This is a genomic window from Pseudarthrobacter sp. As-47 (assembly GCF_058215595.1).
This window is the reverse complement of record NZ_CM177088.1, coordinates 3,930,081-3,947,084: the sequence shown is the minus strand read 5'-3', so window position 1 is coordinate 3,947,084 and position 17,004 is coordinate 3,930,081. Positions and strand designations below refer to the sequence as shown.

Annotated in this window: 15 protein-coding genes; 8 read left to right on the top strand and 7 right to left on the bottom strand. The window is 59.7% G+C overall.

The annotated features are described in order from the left end of the window. Window positions 1–29 precede the first annotated feature (29 nt). A complete protein-coding gene (locus AC4BCK_RS18285; protein ID WP_366280245.1) occupies window positions 30–971 on the top strand; it encodes an SMP-30/gluconolactonase/LRE family protein in 942 nt (313 codons plus the stop codon). On the opposite strand, the gene AC4BCK_RS18280 is transcribed toward AC4BCK_RS18285, so the two are convergent. Further along, window positions 968–1,865, bottom strand: a protein-coding gene (locus AC4BCK_RS18280) for an IS5 family transposase (protein ID WP_490565937.1) whose coding sequence is annotated in 2 segments (ribosomal slippage) — window positions 968–1,513 and window positions 1,515–1,865 — 897 coding nt in all. Because the reading frame shifts where the segments join, the coding sequence is not laid out codon by codon here. The genes AC4BCK_RS18285 and AC4BCK_RS18280 overlap by 4 nt on opposite strands. Before the next feature lie 220 nt (window positions 1,866–2,085). On the opposite strand from AC4BCK_RS18280, the gene AC4BCK_RS18275 reads away from it, so the two are divergent. Further along, window positions 2,086–2,391, top strand: coding sequence for an antibiotic biosynthesis monooxygenase family protein (locus tag AC4BCK_RS18275; RefSeq protein ID WP_363960344.1), 306 nt, complete (start codon window positions 2,086–2,088; stop codon window positions 2,389–2,391). Window positions 2,392–3,828: 1,437 nt separating this feature from the next. Here AC4BCK_RS18275 and AC4BCK_RS18270 read toward each other — a convergent pair. The 6 genes from AC4BCK_RS18270 to AC4BCK_RS18245 all read right to left on the bottom strand — a co-directional run bounded on the left by AC4BCK_RS18270 (window position 3,829) and on the right by AC4BCK_RS18245 (window position 9,114). Beyond that, a complete protein-coding gene (locus tag AC4BCK_RS18270) occupies window positions 3,829–4,878 on the bottom strand; it encodes a sulfate/molybdate ABC transporter ATP-binding protein (protein ID WP_363960341.1) in 1,050 nt (349 codons plus the stop codon). Continuing rightward, window positions 4,875–5,693: an ABC transporter permease gene (locus tag AC4BCK_RS18265; protein ID WP_490566301.1), complete on the bottom strand. Its 819-nt coding sequence runs from the start codon at window positions 5,691–5,693 to the stop codon at window positions 4,875–4,877. The genes AC4BCK_RS18270 and AC4BCK_RS18265 overlap by 4 nt, the downstream gene beginning before the upstream one ends. A 19-nt stretch (window positions 5,694–5,712) precedes the next feature. Beyond that, window positions 5,713–6,507: a molybdate ABC transporter substrate-binding protein gene (gene modA / locus AC4BCK_RS18260; protein ID WP_363960335.1), complete on the bottom strand. Its 795-nt coding sequence runs from the start codon at window positions 6,505–6,507 to the stop codon at window positions 5,713–5,715. Between the two features lie 249 nt (window positions 6,508–6,756). Continuing rightward, complete coding sequence (locus AC4BCK_RS18255; protein WP_400594665.1) at window positions 6,757–7,164, bottom strand: molybdenum cofactor biosynthesis protein MoaE; 408 nt, start codon at window positions 7,162–7,164, stop codon at window positions 6,757–6,759. A gap of 178 nt (window positions 7,165–7,342) precedes the next feature. Further along, on the bottom strand, window positions 7,343–7,768 hold the full coding sequence (moaC, locus tag AC4BCK_RS18250; protein WP_490566931.1) for a cyclic pyranopterin monophosphate synthase MoaC: 426 nt from the start codon (window positions 7,766–7,768) through the stop codon (window positions 7,343–7,345). Between the two features lie 56 nt (window positions 7,769–7,824). Next, window positions 7,825–9,114 (bottom strand): molybdopterin molybdotransferase MoeA, encoded by a 1,290-nt coding sequence (locus tag AC4BCK_RS18245; RefSeq protein ID WP_363960332.1) that lies wholly within the window; start codon window positions 9,112–9,114, stop codon window positions 7,825–7,827. 278 nt (window positions 9,115–9,392) lie between these two features. On the opposite strand from AC4BCK_RS18245, the gene moaA reads away from it, so the two are divergent. The 6 genes from moaA (at window position 9,393) to AC4BCK_RS18215 (ending at window position 16,564) form a co-directional block, all read left to right on the top strand. Then, window positions 9,393–10,517 (top strand): GTP 3',8-cyclase MoaA, encoded by a 1,125-nt coding sequence (gene moaA / locus AC4BCK_RS18240; RefSeq protein WP_363960329.1) that lies wholly within the window; start codon window positions 9,393–9,395, stop codon window positions 10,515–10,517. A 7-nt stretch (window positions 10,518–10,524) separates the two neighbouring features. Next, window positions 10,525–10,791 (top strand): MoaD/ThiS family protein, encoded by a 267-nt coding sequence (locus AC4BCK_RS18235; protein ID WP_363960326.1) that lies wholly within the window; start codon window positions 10,525–10,527, stop codon window positions 10,789–10,791. 633 nt (window positions 10,792–11,424) lie between these two features. Continuing rightward, on the top strand, window positions 11,425–12,276 hold the full coding sequence (gene ndhA / locus AC4BCK_RS18230) for a 2,6-dihydroxypyridine 3-hydroxylase subunit NdhA (protein ID WP_009357542.1): 852 nt from the start codon (window positions 11,425–11,427) through the stop codon (window positions 12,274–12,276). Next, window positions 12,273–12,773: a 2,6-dihydroxypyridine 3-hydroxylase subunit NdhB gene (gene ndhB, locus AC4BCK_RS18225; protein ID WP_354176544.1), complete on the top strand. Its 501-nt coding sequence runs from the start codon at window positions 12,273–12,275 to the stop codon at window positions 12,771–12,773. The genes ndhA and ndhB overlap by 4 nt, the downstream gene beginning before the upstream one ends. Next, complete coding sequence (gene ndhC / locus AC4BCK_RS18220; RefSeq protein WP_363960322.1) at window positions 12,766–15,216, top strand: 2,6-dihydroxypyridine 3-hydroxylase subunit NdhC; 2,451 nt, start codon at window positions 12,766–12,768, stop codon at window positions 15,214–15,216. The genes ndhB and ndhC overlap by 8 nt, the downstream gene beginning before the upstream one ends. 70 nt (window positions 15,217–15,286) lie before the next feature. Then, window positions 15,287–16,564, top strand: coding sequence for a (S)-6-hydroxynicotine oxidase (locus tag AC4BCK_RS18215; RefSeq protein WP_363960319.1), 1,278 nt, complete (start codon window positions 15,287–15,289; stop codon window positions 16,562–16,564). Window positions 16,565–17,004 lie beyond the last annotated feature (440 nt).

Here is a 17,004-nt window from a genome sequence, read left to right as displayed (position 1 = left end):
CGCGCATCAGCCCACATCCAGGAACCACTATGCGCAAAACAGTACGACGCCGTGCCGTTGGTGGACTCACCGCTCTTCTGGCCCTGCTGCTGCCCCCGGCATTGACGGCAGGCGCATCGACTCCTTCCGCTGACGACGTCATTGTCCTCCGCGGAGCGAATTCCGCCGAAGGCATTGCGGCGGGTGAGGGAACAACCTTCTACGCCGGCGAACTGTTGACCGGCGACATCTTCCGCGGCGACATCCATGACGGAAAGGCCAAGCGTTTTATCGACGTGCCGGAAGGCCGGATGGCCGTCGGTATGAAGGCCGATACCCGCAACGACCTGCTGTTTGTGGCAGGCGGCACCACGGGCAAGGCGTACGTCTACGACACTGACACCCGCAAGCAGGTCAAGGAATATGACCTGACACCCGGCTTCATCAACGACGTCACCCTCAGCAGGGACGGCGCCTGGTTCACCAATTCGGCCGCGCCCGAGCTCTATTTCGTCCCCGTGAGCAGGCGGGGCGAGCTGGGAGGTGCAGCAGATGTGGAGACACTGAAAGTGGGCGGTGAGGCGGGCAAACCCCTGCAACCCGGCCAGTTCGGATTCAACGGCATCGCAGCAGCCGACGATGACGACATCCTGATTGTGGCCCATACGCAAAACCAGGCCCTCTATGCCGTGGATCCGGACACGGGAAAGAGCAACAGGATCAAGGGGCCGGACCTGAAGTTCGTCGATGGCATCCTGGTCAAGGACCGCACTGTATGGGCGGTCCAGAACATGGCGAACCAGGTGAGCCGCCTCAAACTGTCCGATAACTTCTCTTCCTTCAGGGTCAAGGACGTCATCACCAGCAAACACTTCGATGTCCCGACGACGGTGGCCAGGTTCGGGGACACGCTCGCCGCGGTCAACGCCAAGTTCGGACAGCAGCCACCGCCAACCCAGTACGAAGCAGTCCTGGTCCCGGCCTGGGACTAGGGCGTGTCTCCTAAAGCTGTCAGCCAGATGCTGATGGCCCGGAGGACTGCTCCGCCGCGGTAGGTGAGGGCAAGTTTGTCGTATCGGGTTGCCAGGGCGCGCCACTGCTTGAAGGTGTTGAAGTTTCGTTCGACGACGTTGCGGCCCTTGTAGTCCTCTTTGTCGAAGGCTGGAGGGCGGCCGCCGGTGGATCCTCGTCGTTTTCGATGGCCGATCTGATCGGATGGTTGCGGGATGACAGCGACAATGCCGCGGTCGCGAAGATGGGTCCTGATTGCTCTGGAGGAGTATGCCTTGTCACCGCGTACACGGTCCGGGCGGGTGCGCGGCCTGCCCGGACCTGCGCGGTTGATCTTCAGTTGGTCCATCAGGTGGGTGAACATGGGTGCATCCCCGCCCTGGCCGGGGGCAACGAGCAGCACCAGCGGCCTGCCTTTACCGTCGACCAAGGCGTGAATCTTGGTACTTAATCCACCGCGGGAGCGCCCGATGGCGTGATCTTCGGGCTCAGCAAACAGATTCATGTAATTCGAGCAGGCCCCCTGTGGTGCGGGGAAGGTTGGTCCCGTGCTGGTGGGCACGGTTCACCGTCGAGTCGACCGAGACCGACCAATCCACTTCACCGCGGGCATCCGCAGTCGTCAGCAGCGCTGCCAGGATGGTGTCCCAGGTGCCGTCACCGCTGTAGCGGCGGTGCCGCTTCCAGATGGTCTGCCAGGGACCAAACTCCGCAGGCACGTCACGCCAGGCGATCCCGCACCGATATCGGTAAATGATGCCTTCGACCACCCGGCGGTCGTCCCGGAAAGGACGACCCCGGCGGCCAGCGGAGGACGGCAGCAACGGCTGAATTTGGGACCACTGCCCGTCAGTCAAAACAGAAGTACGAGACACCCATCAAGCATCTCGGCTAAAGAGCCTGAGATTTAGGAGACACGCCCTAGTGCGGCCGTCGTTGTGGAGTCGAAATAGGAGAATCCAGAATCCCTCAGGTGGGCCTCGCGAAACCGACCCCCTTCTGCATTGCTCTTGCTCCGTTGATAAGCCCGCATCTAGCCTAAGAACCTGATTAGACCGTTAGTGGTAGGCAATTGTTCCGGTATAAGGAGGTCGCATGATAACCGTTGTCAGCACTATGCAGCTCGAGTCGAACTCAGAGAACGAGTGGGACCAACTACTCCGAGAGCGCTTCAAATCAGCCCACGACAAGGCAGGCTGGATCTCCGGTCAGTTGCTCGCTTCCGCTGGCGCACCCAGCACTCGTGTCATCATAGGGACTTGGAGAAGCCGGTCGGACTGGGAGGCCTGGCATGAGGATCCTGCCTTTCTCGCCTCACGCACGAGGCTGGGCGAACTACAATCCGTAGACCATCAGACTGTACTGTACGACGTTATAGAGGATGCTCAGGGTACCAACTAGCCAACTAGTTCTGGACGCCCACGGACTCGTTCAGGAACAGGCTCTCAGGGGATCTGTTCTCGTTTGGGTTTAGAGAGGCGACAGGCTCGCGTACTGTGGCAGCGATTTTGCCTCCAGGTTCGCACTTGTCCTGAAGAAGTTGAAGGCTGCTGCGGCACTTCGCGGACTCCCGGGTGTCTACCTGACATCCTCGGCCGTGAGCCGCCGTCCGATCGTTACGCCGGTAGTGTGCGAGAACAGATTCAAGTGCGTGCGATGGAGTCGTGCCCGGTCTTACTGGAATCCTTGGGGATTGCCAGTTGATGAAGATTGGACAAGTTCCGTGACGAACTCGTGGCCTCGGTTACCTGCATCCTCACTTCTAACTTTCAGCAACAGTAATTTAACCGCGTAGCGACCCATCTCGGCGTCGGATCTACGGGTCCTGTTGTACATTACATCCCTTATAGCAACTCGGTTTCGACGGCATCGTTCTACAGACGGGAAGATCGCGGTCCCTCGTTCGGTCGGTCCGATTGGCTGGGGACTCGACCACCGCGAATCAAAGGGACGCGCTGCCATCGCTCTAGATGTCCGCGTAGTGACGCAGCTTTGCCAAGAAACATGGGTGCTCTCTTCGCCCGGCGAAGATGCTTATCATGCGCGTAGCAGGAAGTGAAGGGGTTCCTAGGCCCTGCCAGAAGGAAAATATGATGGCCGCGTCTAAAGACACCGAGCCGCTGTAAGGCTACCGTTGATCCGTTACTGGTCAGGGACGCGTTCACGGGTTGAACCAACGCAGACCAAGAAATTCGTGTGACACGTAGGTTTATCAAGATGCCCTAAGGAGGATTAGATGACTTCTAGTGATACGAAAACAGCAGCGTCGTTCCCAGCGCCGGGTGAGGAGGTCTATCTTCCTCGCGGAGGCACAGATCCAGATTTCTTTATCCCCGCTGAAGGGAAACGGGGAGAGCGGCGTTTCATGAGATGGATTCGAAAACGCCTGAGATTGTTCCGCCGATCGTCAGATTAGAGACGTGTGACTTGCTGAAGCCCGCGGCGCCACTTGCCCTCCTTCCGCTCTTAGCGGGCCATCAATATGTCTTGTGCGGTTATAAGCGGGATCATCCTCGGCGGACATCCGAGCCTGCATCGTCGAGCAGAGGTCGTCTAAAAAAGCTGGAGTCCTGCAGGTGGGCCTCTCATTCCGACGGAACCACAAATGCTGCGGCGACGGCAAAGACTGATCTGACGTGCTCTATTCCGTTCTCTCCCCTGCAGGCCGGTACCTGAACGCGGAAAGACCAGCGGTCAGGCTGTAGCCGTACGTTGAGGCGTCTAGGGCCGGCATTGTTGGCCATTACCTTGCCGCAGGCGCACTCTCTTCCGAGCGTGTCGCCAGTGCGCAGGAGCAGCATGCTGTCCAGGATCGCCTATGACCTCAAATCTTGCAGGCTACGCCGGATAAACGGTAATGGCCGTGGCCTTGATGACGAAGTAGACGCGCATTCCGGGCGTAAGCCCGAGGTCCACCGAGGCGGCCGGTGTGATATCTGCGGACAGGGCGCCGGCGTGGACACGGATCTGGTCACCATGGGGTTCCAGGTCTGTGATGGTGACGGCGAATGAGTTCCGCGGGCTGCCGTACTCGGCGCTTCCGAAAACCGAGACTGCCGTCGGCGAAAATACGGCGACGCCGTTCTGGCCGGGGACGGCACCGTCCTCCGGGTGCGCGGTAATGTCTAGTCCGCCGTGGGACGTGAGCCCGTGGCCGCTGATGGTTCCGGGGAGCAGGTTCATGCCCGCCAGTCCGGCGGCGAACTTGCTGCGCGGCTTTTCCAGGACCCGGCGGGTGGGGCCTTCCTCGGTGATCCGTCCGCTTTCGAGGACGACGGCCCGGTCAGCGAGCACGAGCGCGTCCAAAACATCGTGCGTGATGATGATGGCACGGCGGTTGGCGAGGACCCGCTTGAGAAGGCGGCGCAGCATGGGAGCGGCATGGATGTCGAGGGCCGCCATGGGTTCATCGAGGAGCAGCAGTTCGGGGTCCGTGGCCAGGGCACGTGCGATGGCGACGCGTTGTGCCTGGCCGCCGGAGAGCTGGCCTGGCCGCCGGTCGGCGAACTCCTCGGCTTCCACTTCGGCGAGCCAGTGCCACGCCGTCTGCAGCGCATTGGCCCGGTTAGCGCCGGCCGCTCGTGGCCCGAAGGCTACGTTCTCCAGCACGCTCATGTGCGGAAACAGGAGCGGTTCCTGGGCGAGCAGTGCCGTTCCCCGAGCGTGAGGCGGCAGGAAGTGGTTTGACCCATTGTCGAGCTCGAACAGCCTTTCCTGTCGGAGCATCGCGTTTCCACTGTCAGGGCGGATTAGCCCAGCGATGATCTCCAGCAGGGTTGACTTGCCGGCGCCGTTGGGACCCAGCACAGCCACTGTTTCCGTGGCCTCAAGTGTGAAGGAGACGTCGAAGTTGCGCGCGCGCAGCGCGGCATTGAGGTGCAGGGTCATTTGGATCCCGCCTCTGCCGCCAGCATCCGCGGCCGCCGGAAGGAAAGCCCGACGACGGCCACTGCCACCGCCACCAGCACCAGGGAAAGCGCGACGGCGGCATCGGCGTCCGTTTCGCGTTGAAGATAGATCTCCAGCGGCAGGGTGCGGGTGACACCCTGCATGCTGCCGGCAAAGGTGAGGGTGGCGCCGAATTCGCCCAGGCAGCGCGCGAAGGACAGCACGGATCCGGAGGCAAGACCGGGCAGGACCAGCGGGATAGTGACGCGGCGCAGCACCGTTGTGGGGTGGGCACCGAGCGTCGCCGCGACCGCCTCGTACTTTACGCCAACGGTGCGCAGCGATCCCTCGAGGCTGACCACTAGGAACGGCAACGCCACGAACGTCTGGGCGATGACGACGGCGGTGGTGGAGAACACGATCTGGATGCCCGCTAGCTCCAGGCTTCGCCCGAGCAGGCCTTGGCGACCAAACGCATAGAGCAATGCAATGCCGCCGACAACCGGGGGCAGGACAAGGGGGAGCAATACGAACGCCCGCAGCAGGCGCTGACCGGGGAAGCTGGCGCGGGCCAGGACGAGGGCCAGCGGCACCCCAAAGATAATGCACAGGACTGTGCTGACTGCCGACGTCTTTAGGCTGAGGCCGAGCGCCGTGAGCGAGGACTCCGACGTGACGAGCGGGATGAACTGCCCCCAGTTGATCCTGGCCACTATGGCCGCCAGCGGCAGCAGGACAAGCAACCCTCCTGCTGCCGCGATGGCGAAAATCCACGGCGGAACAGCGTTGTAGCCGGTGCTCTGCCGGTTTGCCATGCTGGCTGTCCAGGGTTTCTTATGGGGTTCCGAACCCGGCGTGACCGAGGGCCCTTTTGCCTTCGCTGCCGGTGACCATGTCGATAAAGGCAATGGCCAGCTCCTTGTTCTTGCTGCTGTCCAGGGTGGCGATCGGATATGTGTTCACGGCCTGGCCTGAATCGCTGAATTTGATGCCTTTGACTTTGTCGCCTGCGGCTTTGACATCGGTGGCATAGACCAGGCCAGCGTCTGCTTCCCCGGAAATGACCTTGCTTAGGACGTCCCCGACGGAGGATTCCTCACTGACTGGTTTCAAGGTTGTTCCCATGGCCCTTTCCACCTTCTCGGTGGCGGAGCCGCAAGGTCCCTGTGGTGCGCAGACAACCACCTTGACGCCCGGCTTCGCCAGGTCCGTGAAGGAAGCAATTGACGCCGGGTTAGCTGGCGGAACTGCAATTTCCAGGACGTTCGTGGCGAAGTTGGTTGGTGTTCGGTCGATGAGCCGGGCGTCCGAGAGCTTGGCCATGTTCTTGGTGTCGGCGGAAGCGAACACGTCGGCCGGGGCGCCTTGGGTGATCTGCGTGACCAGGTCCGAGGATCCGGCGAAGTTGAGCGTGACCTTCGTGCCCGGGTTCGCAGCCTCGAACTCGGCGGCAATTTCGGTGAAGGTCGATTTCAGGGACGCGGCGGCGTAAACGGTAAGGGTGCCGCCGGCGCTTGCATTCGTGGATCCGCTCTGGGCTGTGCCCGCGGTAGGGCCGGCGCACCCAGCCAGACCGGCTGCAAGGACGCCCGCGGCCAGTAGGCCGCTGACGCGACGGGTGATGCTCATATGGTGCTCTTTCTATAGATCATTCAATGATTTGGGAATACCTAGCAGGGCTCCGACGCTACATTCGCGCACGGGTAGTCACCCTTTTGCTTCCGGTTGGTGCATTGCCGGGCTCGCGACTCTGCTGATGGTTCTCACAACCGTGGCGGTGGTCAATGCAACGACGTTTACGTGCTGACTGAGAACTCTTGGGGATCCTTCCTGGATGACCTGATCACCTCAACTCAGACGTGAGGGGTACGGACAAGTTCATCCTGCGGTCCCGACACCAACCCATTCCACGGTTCCATCGGAAAAGAACTGTTCCTTCCAAATGGGTACTTCATCCTTGATCCGGTCAACCAGTTCCGCACACACGGCGAACGCCTGTCCACGGTGTCCGGCGGCTACGGCACAAACAAGAGCCGCATCCCCAATCCGGAGTACACCCACGCGATGTGCCGCCCAAATTCGCACAGGAACGGTCCCCTCAGCCTCATCTGGAAACGAGTACTCGGCAGCCACCGCCTCCAAAACGTCTTTCAGGGCCTGGTGCGCCTTGGGGTGAGCGGTGTAGCTCAATCGCTCGACTGCCTTACCGCCGTCGTGATTGCGCACTACTCCACTAAAGCTGACCACTGCTCCAGATGCGCTCGACTCAACGGCAGCGATGGCCATATCCACGGAGATCCGTTGATCGCTGAGCCCGGAATGGACCACGATAAAGGCCCGCCCAATTGGCTTCCGTCCGATGGCAATTTTTTCATGACTCGTATGCTGGTCAGTGCTCATGCCTGTCCTCTCATTAGGCCAGCGCAGCCTCTTCCATTAGAACCATGCATCTTTCCAAGAATGCTCACAGCGCCCAGTTTCCACTCTTGCCGCCACTCTTGGCGAGCACCCGGATATCGGTGAGAACAGCATGCTTGTCCACAGCCTTGATCATGTCGTAAACGTTTAAGGCGGCTACGGTCACCGCAGTCAGGGCTTCCATCTCTACACCTGTCACGCCATTGGTTTTAACAGTGGCAACAAGCTGCACGCTGTCCGACTCCAGCACGAAGTCGACCGCCACGTTCGAGATAGGCAGCGGGTGGCACAGCGGGATCAAGTCGGACGTTCTCTTGGTAGCCAAGATGCCAGCGATCCGGGCCACGGCCAAGGCGTCACCCTTAGGCAACCCCTCCGATGTGAGCAGCAGCAGAACTTCACAAGTTGTACGGACTGTTGCCGTAGCTGTCGCCTCCCGGTCGGACTCAATTTTTCCTGAAACATCCACCATTTGCGCACTGCCGTCCAGCCGCAGGTGAGTGAGCACACCAGAAGGACTTTCTAGCCTTATAATGCCCACACCTCCACCTCCGATCCCTCAGCTAGTTCCGAGATTCCCTCCGGAATGTGCACCAGAACGTTTGCCCGTGCAAGCGCTCGGAGCAGATGGGAACCTTCACCCCCTTCCAGCCGTACTGTGCCATTCGGTAAGAGGACTCCCCGCCTGACCTGGTGCTTTTTTGGGGGCGACGTTAGGGGATGTGAAAGGGGTGCACGGAAGGAAAGCCTCGGTGTCGGCGCGGCAAACATTTCGCTGAGCAGCGGACGCAGGAACATCTCAAACGAGATTAAGCAGCTGACCGGGTTGCCGGGGAACGCTAGGATTGGAATTCCGTCAAAAGTGCCGACGCCCTGGGGACCGCCGGGTTGAATGGCGACATGGGAAAATTCAACGTCATGATCGACCATCGCCTGCCTAACGGGCTCGTAGGCACCATTACTCACACCACCACTGGTAACAATCAGGTCGACATGGGCAGCATGACTTCTCAGGAGCTTTGATAGAGCGCCAGGCTCATCCTTGACAATGCCCGCCCTGATCACGGTAAGCCCGGCCTGGAGCATCGAGGACTCCAAAAGAGTGTTATTTGCGTCGTAAATCTTTCCTGGCGCGAGGTTCTCTCCGGGCTCAAGGACCTCGTCCCCCGTGGTGGCCAGCAGCACTGTGAGCTTCTGATTAACAACAACCTCAGTGACACCCAACGCCGCGAGCAAACCAAGCTGACGTGGGCCGAGAACAGTGCCAGCGGCGAGTGCACACTCGCCGGAAGCTATATCACTGCCAGCACCACGGACGAACGTTCCCGCGGCTGTCTCGGGAAGCCGCACTGTCGTATCCAAACCAGGGGGCGGAAAAAGGTTTGGCACTGCCCGCTCGATGGGGACGACAGCATCAGCCCCAGCGGGTAATTGGGCTCCAGTCATGATTGGAGCAGCCGTCCCTCGAGTCAAAGGGGACGGCAATGCGCCCGCCGGGACCGGCGAGGCCACACGCAATTGTCCCCGGCCCTCTGCTACGTCTTGGGATCTAACTGCATAGCCATCCATCTGTGAGTTGGTGAAGGGTGGCAAATCTATCGGTGCATATAAGGTCTCCGCCAGGCCGCGACCGAGCGCAGCCATTAGAGGTAATTGCTCAGCCTTGGGTGGGGTCAACAGCGGAAAGAGCACATCCCGGATTGCCTGTAGGTGCGTGGAAATGCTTCGGTGTTCATGTTCCGGCAGCGAGTTTCCTGTGTTCCCCGGGCCGGGACTGTTGCCGGTCAGCGCGATCAACTGCTCTTCTTGCCTCTGCATGTCCTGCCTTCGGGAGATCTTTCCGGTTTTTACTGAAATCCTGCTTGGCCACGCCAGGGCGCTTCACTTTTCCGACGGAAGCTTTGGCCGCCGGCTCCTCGCTTGATTTTCAGGTACGCGTCGCGTCCATTGCGCTGTGTATTAGCTGGTAATCCTGCTGCAGAATGATTGCAGCAGGTAAGCGGAGTTTCAGGCTATAGCTACTTGGCATAACTGGCCGCCCCAATTGTCCCTTCCAGCACAAACGCGTCCATCTTGGTTTCGCGTACCCTGATTTCATGAGTGTCCAGTTAGGAATGCCGCAGCCGCGGGAGGATGCCGGGCTGTCCGTACCGGCGGCCCGTCCTGCCGGCGCGGGTGCCGGGCTGGTAGACCGCTACGGCCGCCGTGCCACTGACATGCGGCTGTCCCTGACAGACAAGTGCAACCTGCGCTGCACATACTGCATGCCTGCTGAGGGCCTCGAATGGCTTGCGAAGCAGGCGGTCATGTCTGCCGAGGAGATTGTCCGTATTGTCCGGGTCGGCGTGGAGCAGTTGGGCGTCCGCGAACTGCGGCTGACCGGCGGTGAGCCGCTGGTGCGGCACGACTTGGTGGACATCATCGCGGAGCTGCGGCGGAACCATCCCGACCTGCCGATTTCCATGACCACCAACGGAGTGGGGCTCGCCAGGAAGGCCGCGCCGCTCAAGGCGGCCGGGCTGACCCGGATCAACGTGTCCCTGGACTCGCTGCACGAGGAAACATTCACCAAGCTGACCCGCCGCCCGTTCCTGGACCAGGTCCTGGCCGGGGTGGATGCGGCATGGGCGGCCGGGCTCGGTCCGGTCAAGCTCAACGCGGTCCTCATGCGCGGCATCAACGACGCCGAAGCCCCGTCGCTGCTGGCATGGGCACTGGAGCGCGGTTACGAGCTGCGCTTCATTGAGCAGATGCCGCTGGACGCCGACCACGGCTGGACCCGCCGCAACATGATCACCGCGGCCGAGATCCGCGGGCTGTTGTCCACCGACTTCGTCCTTACCCCCGATCCGCGGGCCCGTGACGGTGCCCCTGCCGAACGCTTTGAAGTACGACGCCGGGTGGCCGGGTCTGTTGCCGCTGCTGCGGACGGGCCCGTGCTGGGGACAGTCGGCATCATCGCTTCGGTGACGGAGCCCTTCTGCTCGGACTGCCGCAGGACCCGCATCACGGCCGAGGGCAAGATCATGAGCTGCCTGTTCTCTCACGAGGAATTCGACCTCCTTGGCCTCCTGCGGTCCGGCGCCAGCGACGACGACCTCGCACGCCGCTGGCAGGACGCCATGTGGCTCAAGCCAAAGGCCCACGGCATGGACCACGTGGGACTTGACGCTCCGGACTTCGTCCAGCCGGACCGCAGCATGAGCGCCATCGGGGGCTGACACTGTCATGAACGTACGCTACTTCGCTGCCGCGCGTGCAGCCGCAGGTCTCGAGGAAGAGAAGTTCGACCTTCCGGAGGGCACCACCGTGGCCGGGCTCCTGGACGCCGTGCTGGCCGTGGAACGACCCGAGCCTCCTGCCGGCACTCCTCCGCTCTCCCGCATCCTCTCGCGGAGCAGCTTCCTGCTCAATGAGGTGGCGGTGCGGGACCACTCAACCGTTGTGGGACCCGATGATGTGGTTGACGTGCTCCCCCCTTTCGCCGGCGGGTAGGCCGGTGCAGCCTCGGCACATCCGGGCTGCACCGGAGGCCTGCCGATAATAGGCAGTCTGTACTGGCTACACGGCAGGCCTGCTTCCGGCACGAGCGCGTAGCAGCCGATCACCACCTAGCTACTTGGCTGCCCCCAGCCCCGCCGGAAGGTGCGCGTTTGTGTACCGTCCTGGTTCTTCCGGTGGTGTCTCTTGAGGACCTTCCACGTGGCTATGCATCAGGCGAGATTTCGCTTTGTGGCCGCAGGAGTATCAGCACTTGAACCTTCCGCCCATATGCCAGCCCCTACTCGGAGACGGCGCGATGGCAGGTAGAGCCGCCGCATAGCGGGGGAGACGCCTTCCAATTCCTGTGCGCAGGACCGGACCGGCGGCGCTTTCAGGACGAGCGCCGAAAGGAAAACCAAAGGGCTCAAGAGCATCCCTCTGCGGGCCTCACTCATCAAGACGGTTCACGCGTTCAGCCTGGACCACCGTCTTTCGACCCGCCCCGCCCTCGCCGGAAAGCGGATGTTAGCCGGGACACATTCTTTATGCACACTCCGACAAAAGGTACGTCGCAGTTGTTCCTCGATGCCATGCAAGAAGCCACGGCCCATAGGGAATGATGTAAGTCATTCGAGGGAGTGAAGGATGAAATTACCCGCTATTAGATACGCATCGCCGGCTTCAATCGAAGAAGCCTGCGACTTACTGTCAAACGATGAGGACTCCAAAGTGATCGCTGGAGGCCAGAGTCTTTTACCTGTCATGGCTATGCGTTTAGCCCAACCGACCGTCGTTGTAGACCTCGGAGGCGTTCCTGGCCTGACTGACATGGAAGAAGTTGGAGATTACATTCGCTTCGGCCCTATGGTCACCCATACCACCATCGTGAGTTCCCCTGTCATTGCAAAGCACCTGCCAATGATGGCGGCAGCTGGACGGCACATAGCCCATCCCCAGATTAGAAATCGGGGGACACTGGGTGGATCCTTGGCTCATGGAGATGCAGCGGGCGAGTGGCCACTCGTGCTGGTTGCCCTCAATGGAATGGTGGAAGTCCAAAGCGTAAGAGGACGACGCACCATTGAGGCCGATGACTTGTTCGTCGGTCCGTACATGACAAGTGTTGCCGCTGATGAAATTATCACTGATGTTTGGATACCGTCACGCCCGAACGGTTGGGGCTATGGGGAGTTTGCCAGACGATCCGGAGACTACGGGCTCGCGAATATTGCAGTCGTTTTGTCGGCTGAAGATTCGCGCATTTCCGATGCCCGGATCGCCGTTGGAGGTGCTGTCGGCAAGATCCAACGAGTACCCGATGCAGAAGAGGTCCTTACCGGATCTGAGCTGTCGCCGGATAGGGCAGAAGTGGCCTCAGAAGCTGGAGCGAAATCGCTCTCGTATATCTCAGACATGCACGGTTCGGCCGAATATCGGCATGGCCTGGTGCAGGAGCTGATCCGACGCACCATAGTTGAAGCAGGAGCACGTACGTGACAACACCACCGCCTTCAGATCGCGTCGAAATTGACGTGGAAGTAAACGGACGTCGCCGAACTGTCGCAGTGGACGCGCGCGATACCTTGGCCGACCATCTGAGGAACGACCAAAAACTTACGGGCATCAAGCTGGGGTGTGAGCACGGTGTCTGCGGCGCGTGCACGATACTCATGGACGGGGCGGCTGTACGATCCTGCCTGACTCTTGCCGCTCAGGGCGACGGACGCACCATCCGGACGGTCGAGGACCTTTCGGATGGAGCCGCCCTCAGCCCCCTTCAGGAAGCTTTCAAAAGGCACCACGCCCTCCAATGCGGCTTTTGCACTGCAGGCTTCCTCATGTCGGCTACCGAGTTGCTTGAATCAAACCCTAGCCCGACAAGAGACGAAGTTATCGAAGCCCTGTCGGGTAACCTATGCCGGTGCACGGGGTACCAGACGATTGTTGAGGCTGTTTTGGATGCAGCGGGCCAGATTGGAAATGAAAATGGATAACCCACATTATTTCTCTCCTCCAATAACAAGAAACGTCATCGGTAAACGGGTCCCCCGAACTGAGGATGCAAGACTTCTCACCGGCCGGGGAAAGTATCTGAATGACGTCAACGTTGACGGCCAATTGCATGCTTGTTTCGTGCGCAGCCCCGCTGCTCATGCTCAAATAAACGGCATTGACACGTCGGCCGCCTCAGAAATGCCTGGCGTTCACCTTGTCTGGACCGCCGCGGACATTGAGGAGTACTGCGCCGGCATTGAAGCGCAGTACACCGCTGAGGGATGCGAAGCGATGACCATGCCTCTCCTGGCCAAGGACGTCGTCCGCTACGTTGGTGAACCGGTTGTATTGATAGTCGCAGAGTCGCGAGCGGTAGCAGAAGATGCATGTGATCTCGTAGGCCTCGACCTGGAGCAACTCGAGGTCGTACTTGACCCCCGCCAATCCATTCAAGGAGGCCCGGTAGCAAACGGCGAACGCCCTGACAATGTGGGAATCCGGGGGCGGGCAACCTTTGGGGATGTGGATGAGGCATTCAGCAATGCTGCGCATGTGGTTTCCGCCCTGTACCACCCTGGCCGCGTGGCAGCCGCACCCATGGAGACGAGGGGTTGCCTAGCAGACTACGAATGGACTGAGGATCGGCTCAAACTTTGGGTGTCAACACAGATGCCCCATTACGTGAAAATGTGTCTGAGCCTCTTTCTTGGTTTCGATGAGTCCCGGAGTGAGATCATTTCTCCTGACACCGGTGGTGGCTTCGGGCAGAAGGCGCACGTATTTCCAGAAGAAATGCTCATGCCCTTGGCCTCGAAGCACCTTAAGGCGCCGGTGAAGTGGGTAGAGGATCGCCGTGAAAATCTGCTGGCGGGTTCACACGCTCATGAGCAGTTCGTGACAATTCAATATGCTGCCAACGCTGAGGGAAGAATAACCGGGGTTCGTACCCATGCTTTAGTTGACGGGGGAGCCTACCACATGCCCCCGCAGACTATGGCTGTCGAATGTTGGGCCACAGCAGCAGTCACGCCAACCGGTGTGTACGATATCCCGGCCGCTGAGTATGTGTACGAGGGGGCTGTTACCAACAAGTGTCCCATGGGCGCCTTCCGTGGTGTTGGCTACACGGCGGGAACTCTTGCCCGCGAGTGCCTCATGGACGACCTGGCGCGGCAGATGAAGGTCTCTCCGTTCGAAATCAGGAGGCAGAATGTCGTCCGGGAATTCCCGTGGACAAACCCCCAGGGAGTCGTATATGAGGAGGGCTCCTTTCTTGAAGTAATCAACGCGTTGGAAGAAATGGTCGATTACCCGGCTTTTCTTCTTCGACAAGAAGAAGCTCGCAAGAACGGGAAATACCTGGGACTGGGAATAAGCGTCTTCGTCGAAAGTAGCGGCGAGAGCACGGGAATGATGCAGGCTCATGGAGCAACTGATGTGTTCCACGATACGGCGACCGTCAAGATGGATTCTACTGGGTCGGTCACAGTAACTTCGGGATTGAATTCCCAGGGACAAGGCCATCAAACGACCCTCGCCCAGGTAGCGGCGGATGTCTTGGGCATACCCTTCGAATCGATCAGCGTAGATGCCGGTACCTCCACCAAGGGCGCCTATGGCAGTGGCACTATCGGAAGCCGCGCCGCTGTCATCGCGGGTGGATGCGTCAACCGTGCAGCCCATGCCATCCGGGAAAAACTGGTTGCCGTCGCAGCCAACATGCTCGAGTCTTCTGAGGAAGATGTGGTGTTGGAAGAGGGCTTCGCATCTGTAATTGGGGCTCCGGAATCGCGGGTGAGCATCGCCGACGTAGCCATGGCGGTCTACTGGGACTCATCCAAGTGGCCTGCCGGTTTTGAACCAGGCCTGGAGTTCACAAAGGCGTGGGACACATCGCGTCCGATGTTTTCTAACGGTGGTCATGCCCTGATCGTTGAGCTGGATCCTGTTACCGGATTCGTGACGGTCGAAAAGGTGTACTCCGTCGAGGACTGCGGGGTAATGATTAATCCCACAATTGTTGAAGGTCAGATCCGCGGCGGAGTCATTCAAGGAATTGGCGCCGGCCTCTTCGAGCAGCTGGTTTATGACAAGTCAGGAAACTTGTCTACTACATCCTTCTTGGATTATCAGACGCCAACTATGGACATTTCCCCGCCGTTTGAAATCAGGCATCTTGAAACTCCGTCGAAGATGACAGCATCAGGGGTAAAGGGGATGGGAGAGTCAGGACTGATTGCTGCACCGGCCGCGGTACTCAATGCAGTCAATGATGCCCTATCTCCCTTTGGTTCTGTTCTCTATGAACTCCCGGCCACGCCCGAGAAGATTATTCGCGCCACCAAGGGCATTGTTGACCTGGAAGGGCCCCAAGATTGGACAGAACTCTGGGGTCGGGCAGGTGTACCTGCGCTTGATCGAGGCGCAATGGACCTGGAGTAGGGGCATTGTTTCCTGCAACTTCTGGGTAGAAGCGAACACCCTTAGGGCACGAATGTGAAGGAAGAAAACTTTGTATGACGCGATTGTGGTTGGTGGGGGTTTTGGAGGGCTGAAAGCAGCACGTGACCTTACCAATGCTGGTAAGAAAGTAGTTCTGCTTGAAGGCGGGGGGCGCCTCGGTGGACGAGCGTATTCCCGGGAGTCCCGGAATGTGCCGAATCTACAGGTCGAGATCGGTGGAGCGTACCTTCACCGGAAGCACCATCCGCGGTTAGCGGCTGAACTGGACCGGTATGGAATTCCCACTACAGCTGCTAGCGAGTTCACCTCGTTCAAGCATCGCCTTGGACCGACCGCACTGGACCAGGCATTTCCTATTCCTGGCTTAGAAGCAGTTGCAGTGGAAGCAGCCATCTACACATTGCTGCGGGACGCACACAGGATCGATCTGGAAAAGGGGCTGGAGAACCAAGACCTTGAGGACTTGGACATTCCACTAATCGAGTACGTTGACAAACTCGATTTGCCCCCTGTTTCCAGGCAATTCTTGCTCGCTTGGGCGCGGAACATGCTTGGCCTGCCGGCTGACGAAGCATCCGCGCTTTGGGCGCTGCAACTTATTGCAGCACATCACTACAGCATCCTCGGCGTGGTTCTCTCGCTGGATGAAGTCTTTGCTAATGGTTCCGCTGACCTCGTCGACGCGATGGGCCAGGATATTCCTGAAATCAGAATGCATACAGTCGTTACGGGCATAGACCAGTCTGGCGACGTAGTGCACGTAACCGCGAAAAATGGGGATGCATTTCAAGCTCATTCCGTGATTGTTGCTACGCCAATGAACACTTGGCGGAGGATCCTGTTTACCCCCTCCCTTCCTGAAAGGCGGCTGTCAGTGATCGAGGAAGGGCATGGCGGCCGGGGACTGAAGATTCTCATTCACGTGCGCGGAGCCGAAGCAGGAATTGAATGCGTTGGAGACGGAGTTTTTCCCACGCTTTACGACTATTGTGAGGTTTCGGAAAGCGAACGACTGTTGGTCGCTTTTACGGACTCAGGATCCTTCGACGCTACCGACCTAAGCGCTGTCAAGGACGCGGTGCGTTACTACCTGCCAGAGGTTGAAGTTCTGGGTATCGACTACCACGACTGGATTGCAGACCCACTTTTCGAAGGACCCTGGGTTTCTCCCCGAGTGGGGCAGTTTACTCGTGTGCATAAGGAACTTGGAGAGCCTGCTGACCGGATCTATTTTGTAGGCTCCGATGTTTCGTTGGCGTTCCCGGGCTATATCGAAGGGGCCCTGGAAACCGCGGAGGGCGCCGTAAACGCAATCCTGCACTCGTAGAGCGCGGGTTCGATAAGACCTCTCCTTGGTGTTCCAGGTTCACTTCCGGCCCAAGGGCAGTCACACGGCTGGAGCACGTGGTGCGTCTAAGAACTGTAGATGGCGGCTGCAGCGTCTGGGTTGTGGCCAGCGCCTGCGACAACAACAAACTGCTAGCAGTTGAACTGATTCCATGAACGCCACCGGCCCCAGGAATGGCTGGGGCCGGTGGCGTTCAGATGGCTTAGCAGTGACGAGCTTGACGGTTCGTGATTTGCTGCCTAGCGATCGGCCGGCGTGTCCGCGCCATCGAGTGCTGGCGTGGTACCGCCTTACTTGCTGCTCCGCGGCGGGACTCTCGCCTGAGCGGCCAGGTACGCGTTGTTCTTTCATACCTTGCCGCTTTTCAGGGTGCGCGCTGCACAAGAAGGCATCCGCTGTGAGGGTGCGCCTCTATCTCT

What these genes read in the sequence shown, in the direction of transcription:
- AC4BCK_RS18285 (WP_366280245.1), top strand. Translation starts at nt 30, where the DNA reads ATGCGCAAAACAGTACGACGCCGTGCCGTTGGTGGACTCACCGCTCTT.
- AC4BCK_RS18275 (WP_363960344.1), top strand. Translation starts at nt 2,086, where the DNA reads ATGATAACCGTTGTCAGCACTATGCAGCTCGAGTCGAACTCAGAGAAC.
- moaC (WP_490566931.1), bottom strand. Translation starts at nt 7,768, where the DNA reads ATGGTGGATGTTTCAGGAAAAATTGAGTCCGACCGGGAGGCGACAGCT.
- modA (WP_363960335.1), bottom strand. Translation starts at nt 6,507, where the DNA reads ATGAGCATCACCCGTCGCGTCAGCGGCCTACTGGCCGCGGGCGTCCTT.
- AC4BCK_RS18235 (WP_363960326.1), top strand. Translation starts at nt 10,525, where the DNA reads ATGAACGTACGCTACTTCGCTGCCGCGCGTGCAGCCGCAGGTCTCGAG.
- AC4BCK_RS18265 (WP_490566301.1), bottom strand. Translation starts at nt 5,693, where the DNA reads ATGGCAAACCGGCAGAGCACCGGCTACAACGCTGTTCCGCCGTGGATT.
- ndhA (WP_009357542.1), top strand. Translation starts at nt 11,425, where the DNA reads ATGAAATTACCCGCTATTAGATACGCATCGCCGGCTTCAATCGAAGAA.
- AC4BCK_RS18270 (WP_363960341.1), bottom strand. Translation starts at nt 4,878, where the DNA reads ATGACCCTGCACCTCAATGCCGCGCTGCGCGCGCGCAACTTCGACGTC.
- AC4BCK_RS18245 (WP_363960332.1), bottom strand. Translation starts at nt 9,114, where the DNA reads ATGCAGAGGCAAGAAGAGCAGTTGATCGCGCTGACCGGCAACAGTCCC.
- AC4BCK_RS18255 (WP_400594665.1), bottom strand. Translation starts at nt 7,164, where the DNA reads ATGGCCATCGCTGCCGTTGAGTCGAGCGCATCTGGAGCAGTGGTCAGC.
- moaA (WP_363960329.1), top strand. Translation starts at nt 9,393, where the DNA reads ATGAGTGTCCAGTTAGGAATGCCGCAGCCGCGGGAGGATGCCGGGCTG.
- ndhC (WP_363960322.1), top strand. Translation starts at nt 12,766, where the DNA reads ATGGATAACCCACATTATTTCTCTCCTCCAATAACAAGAAACGTCATC.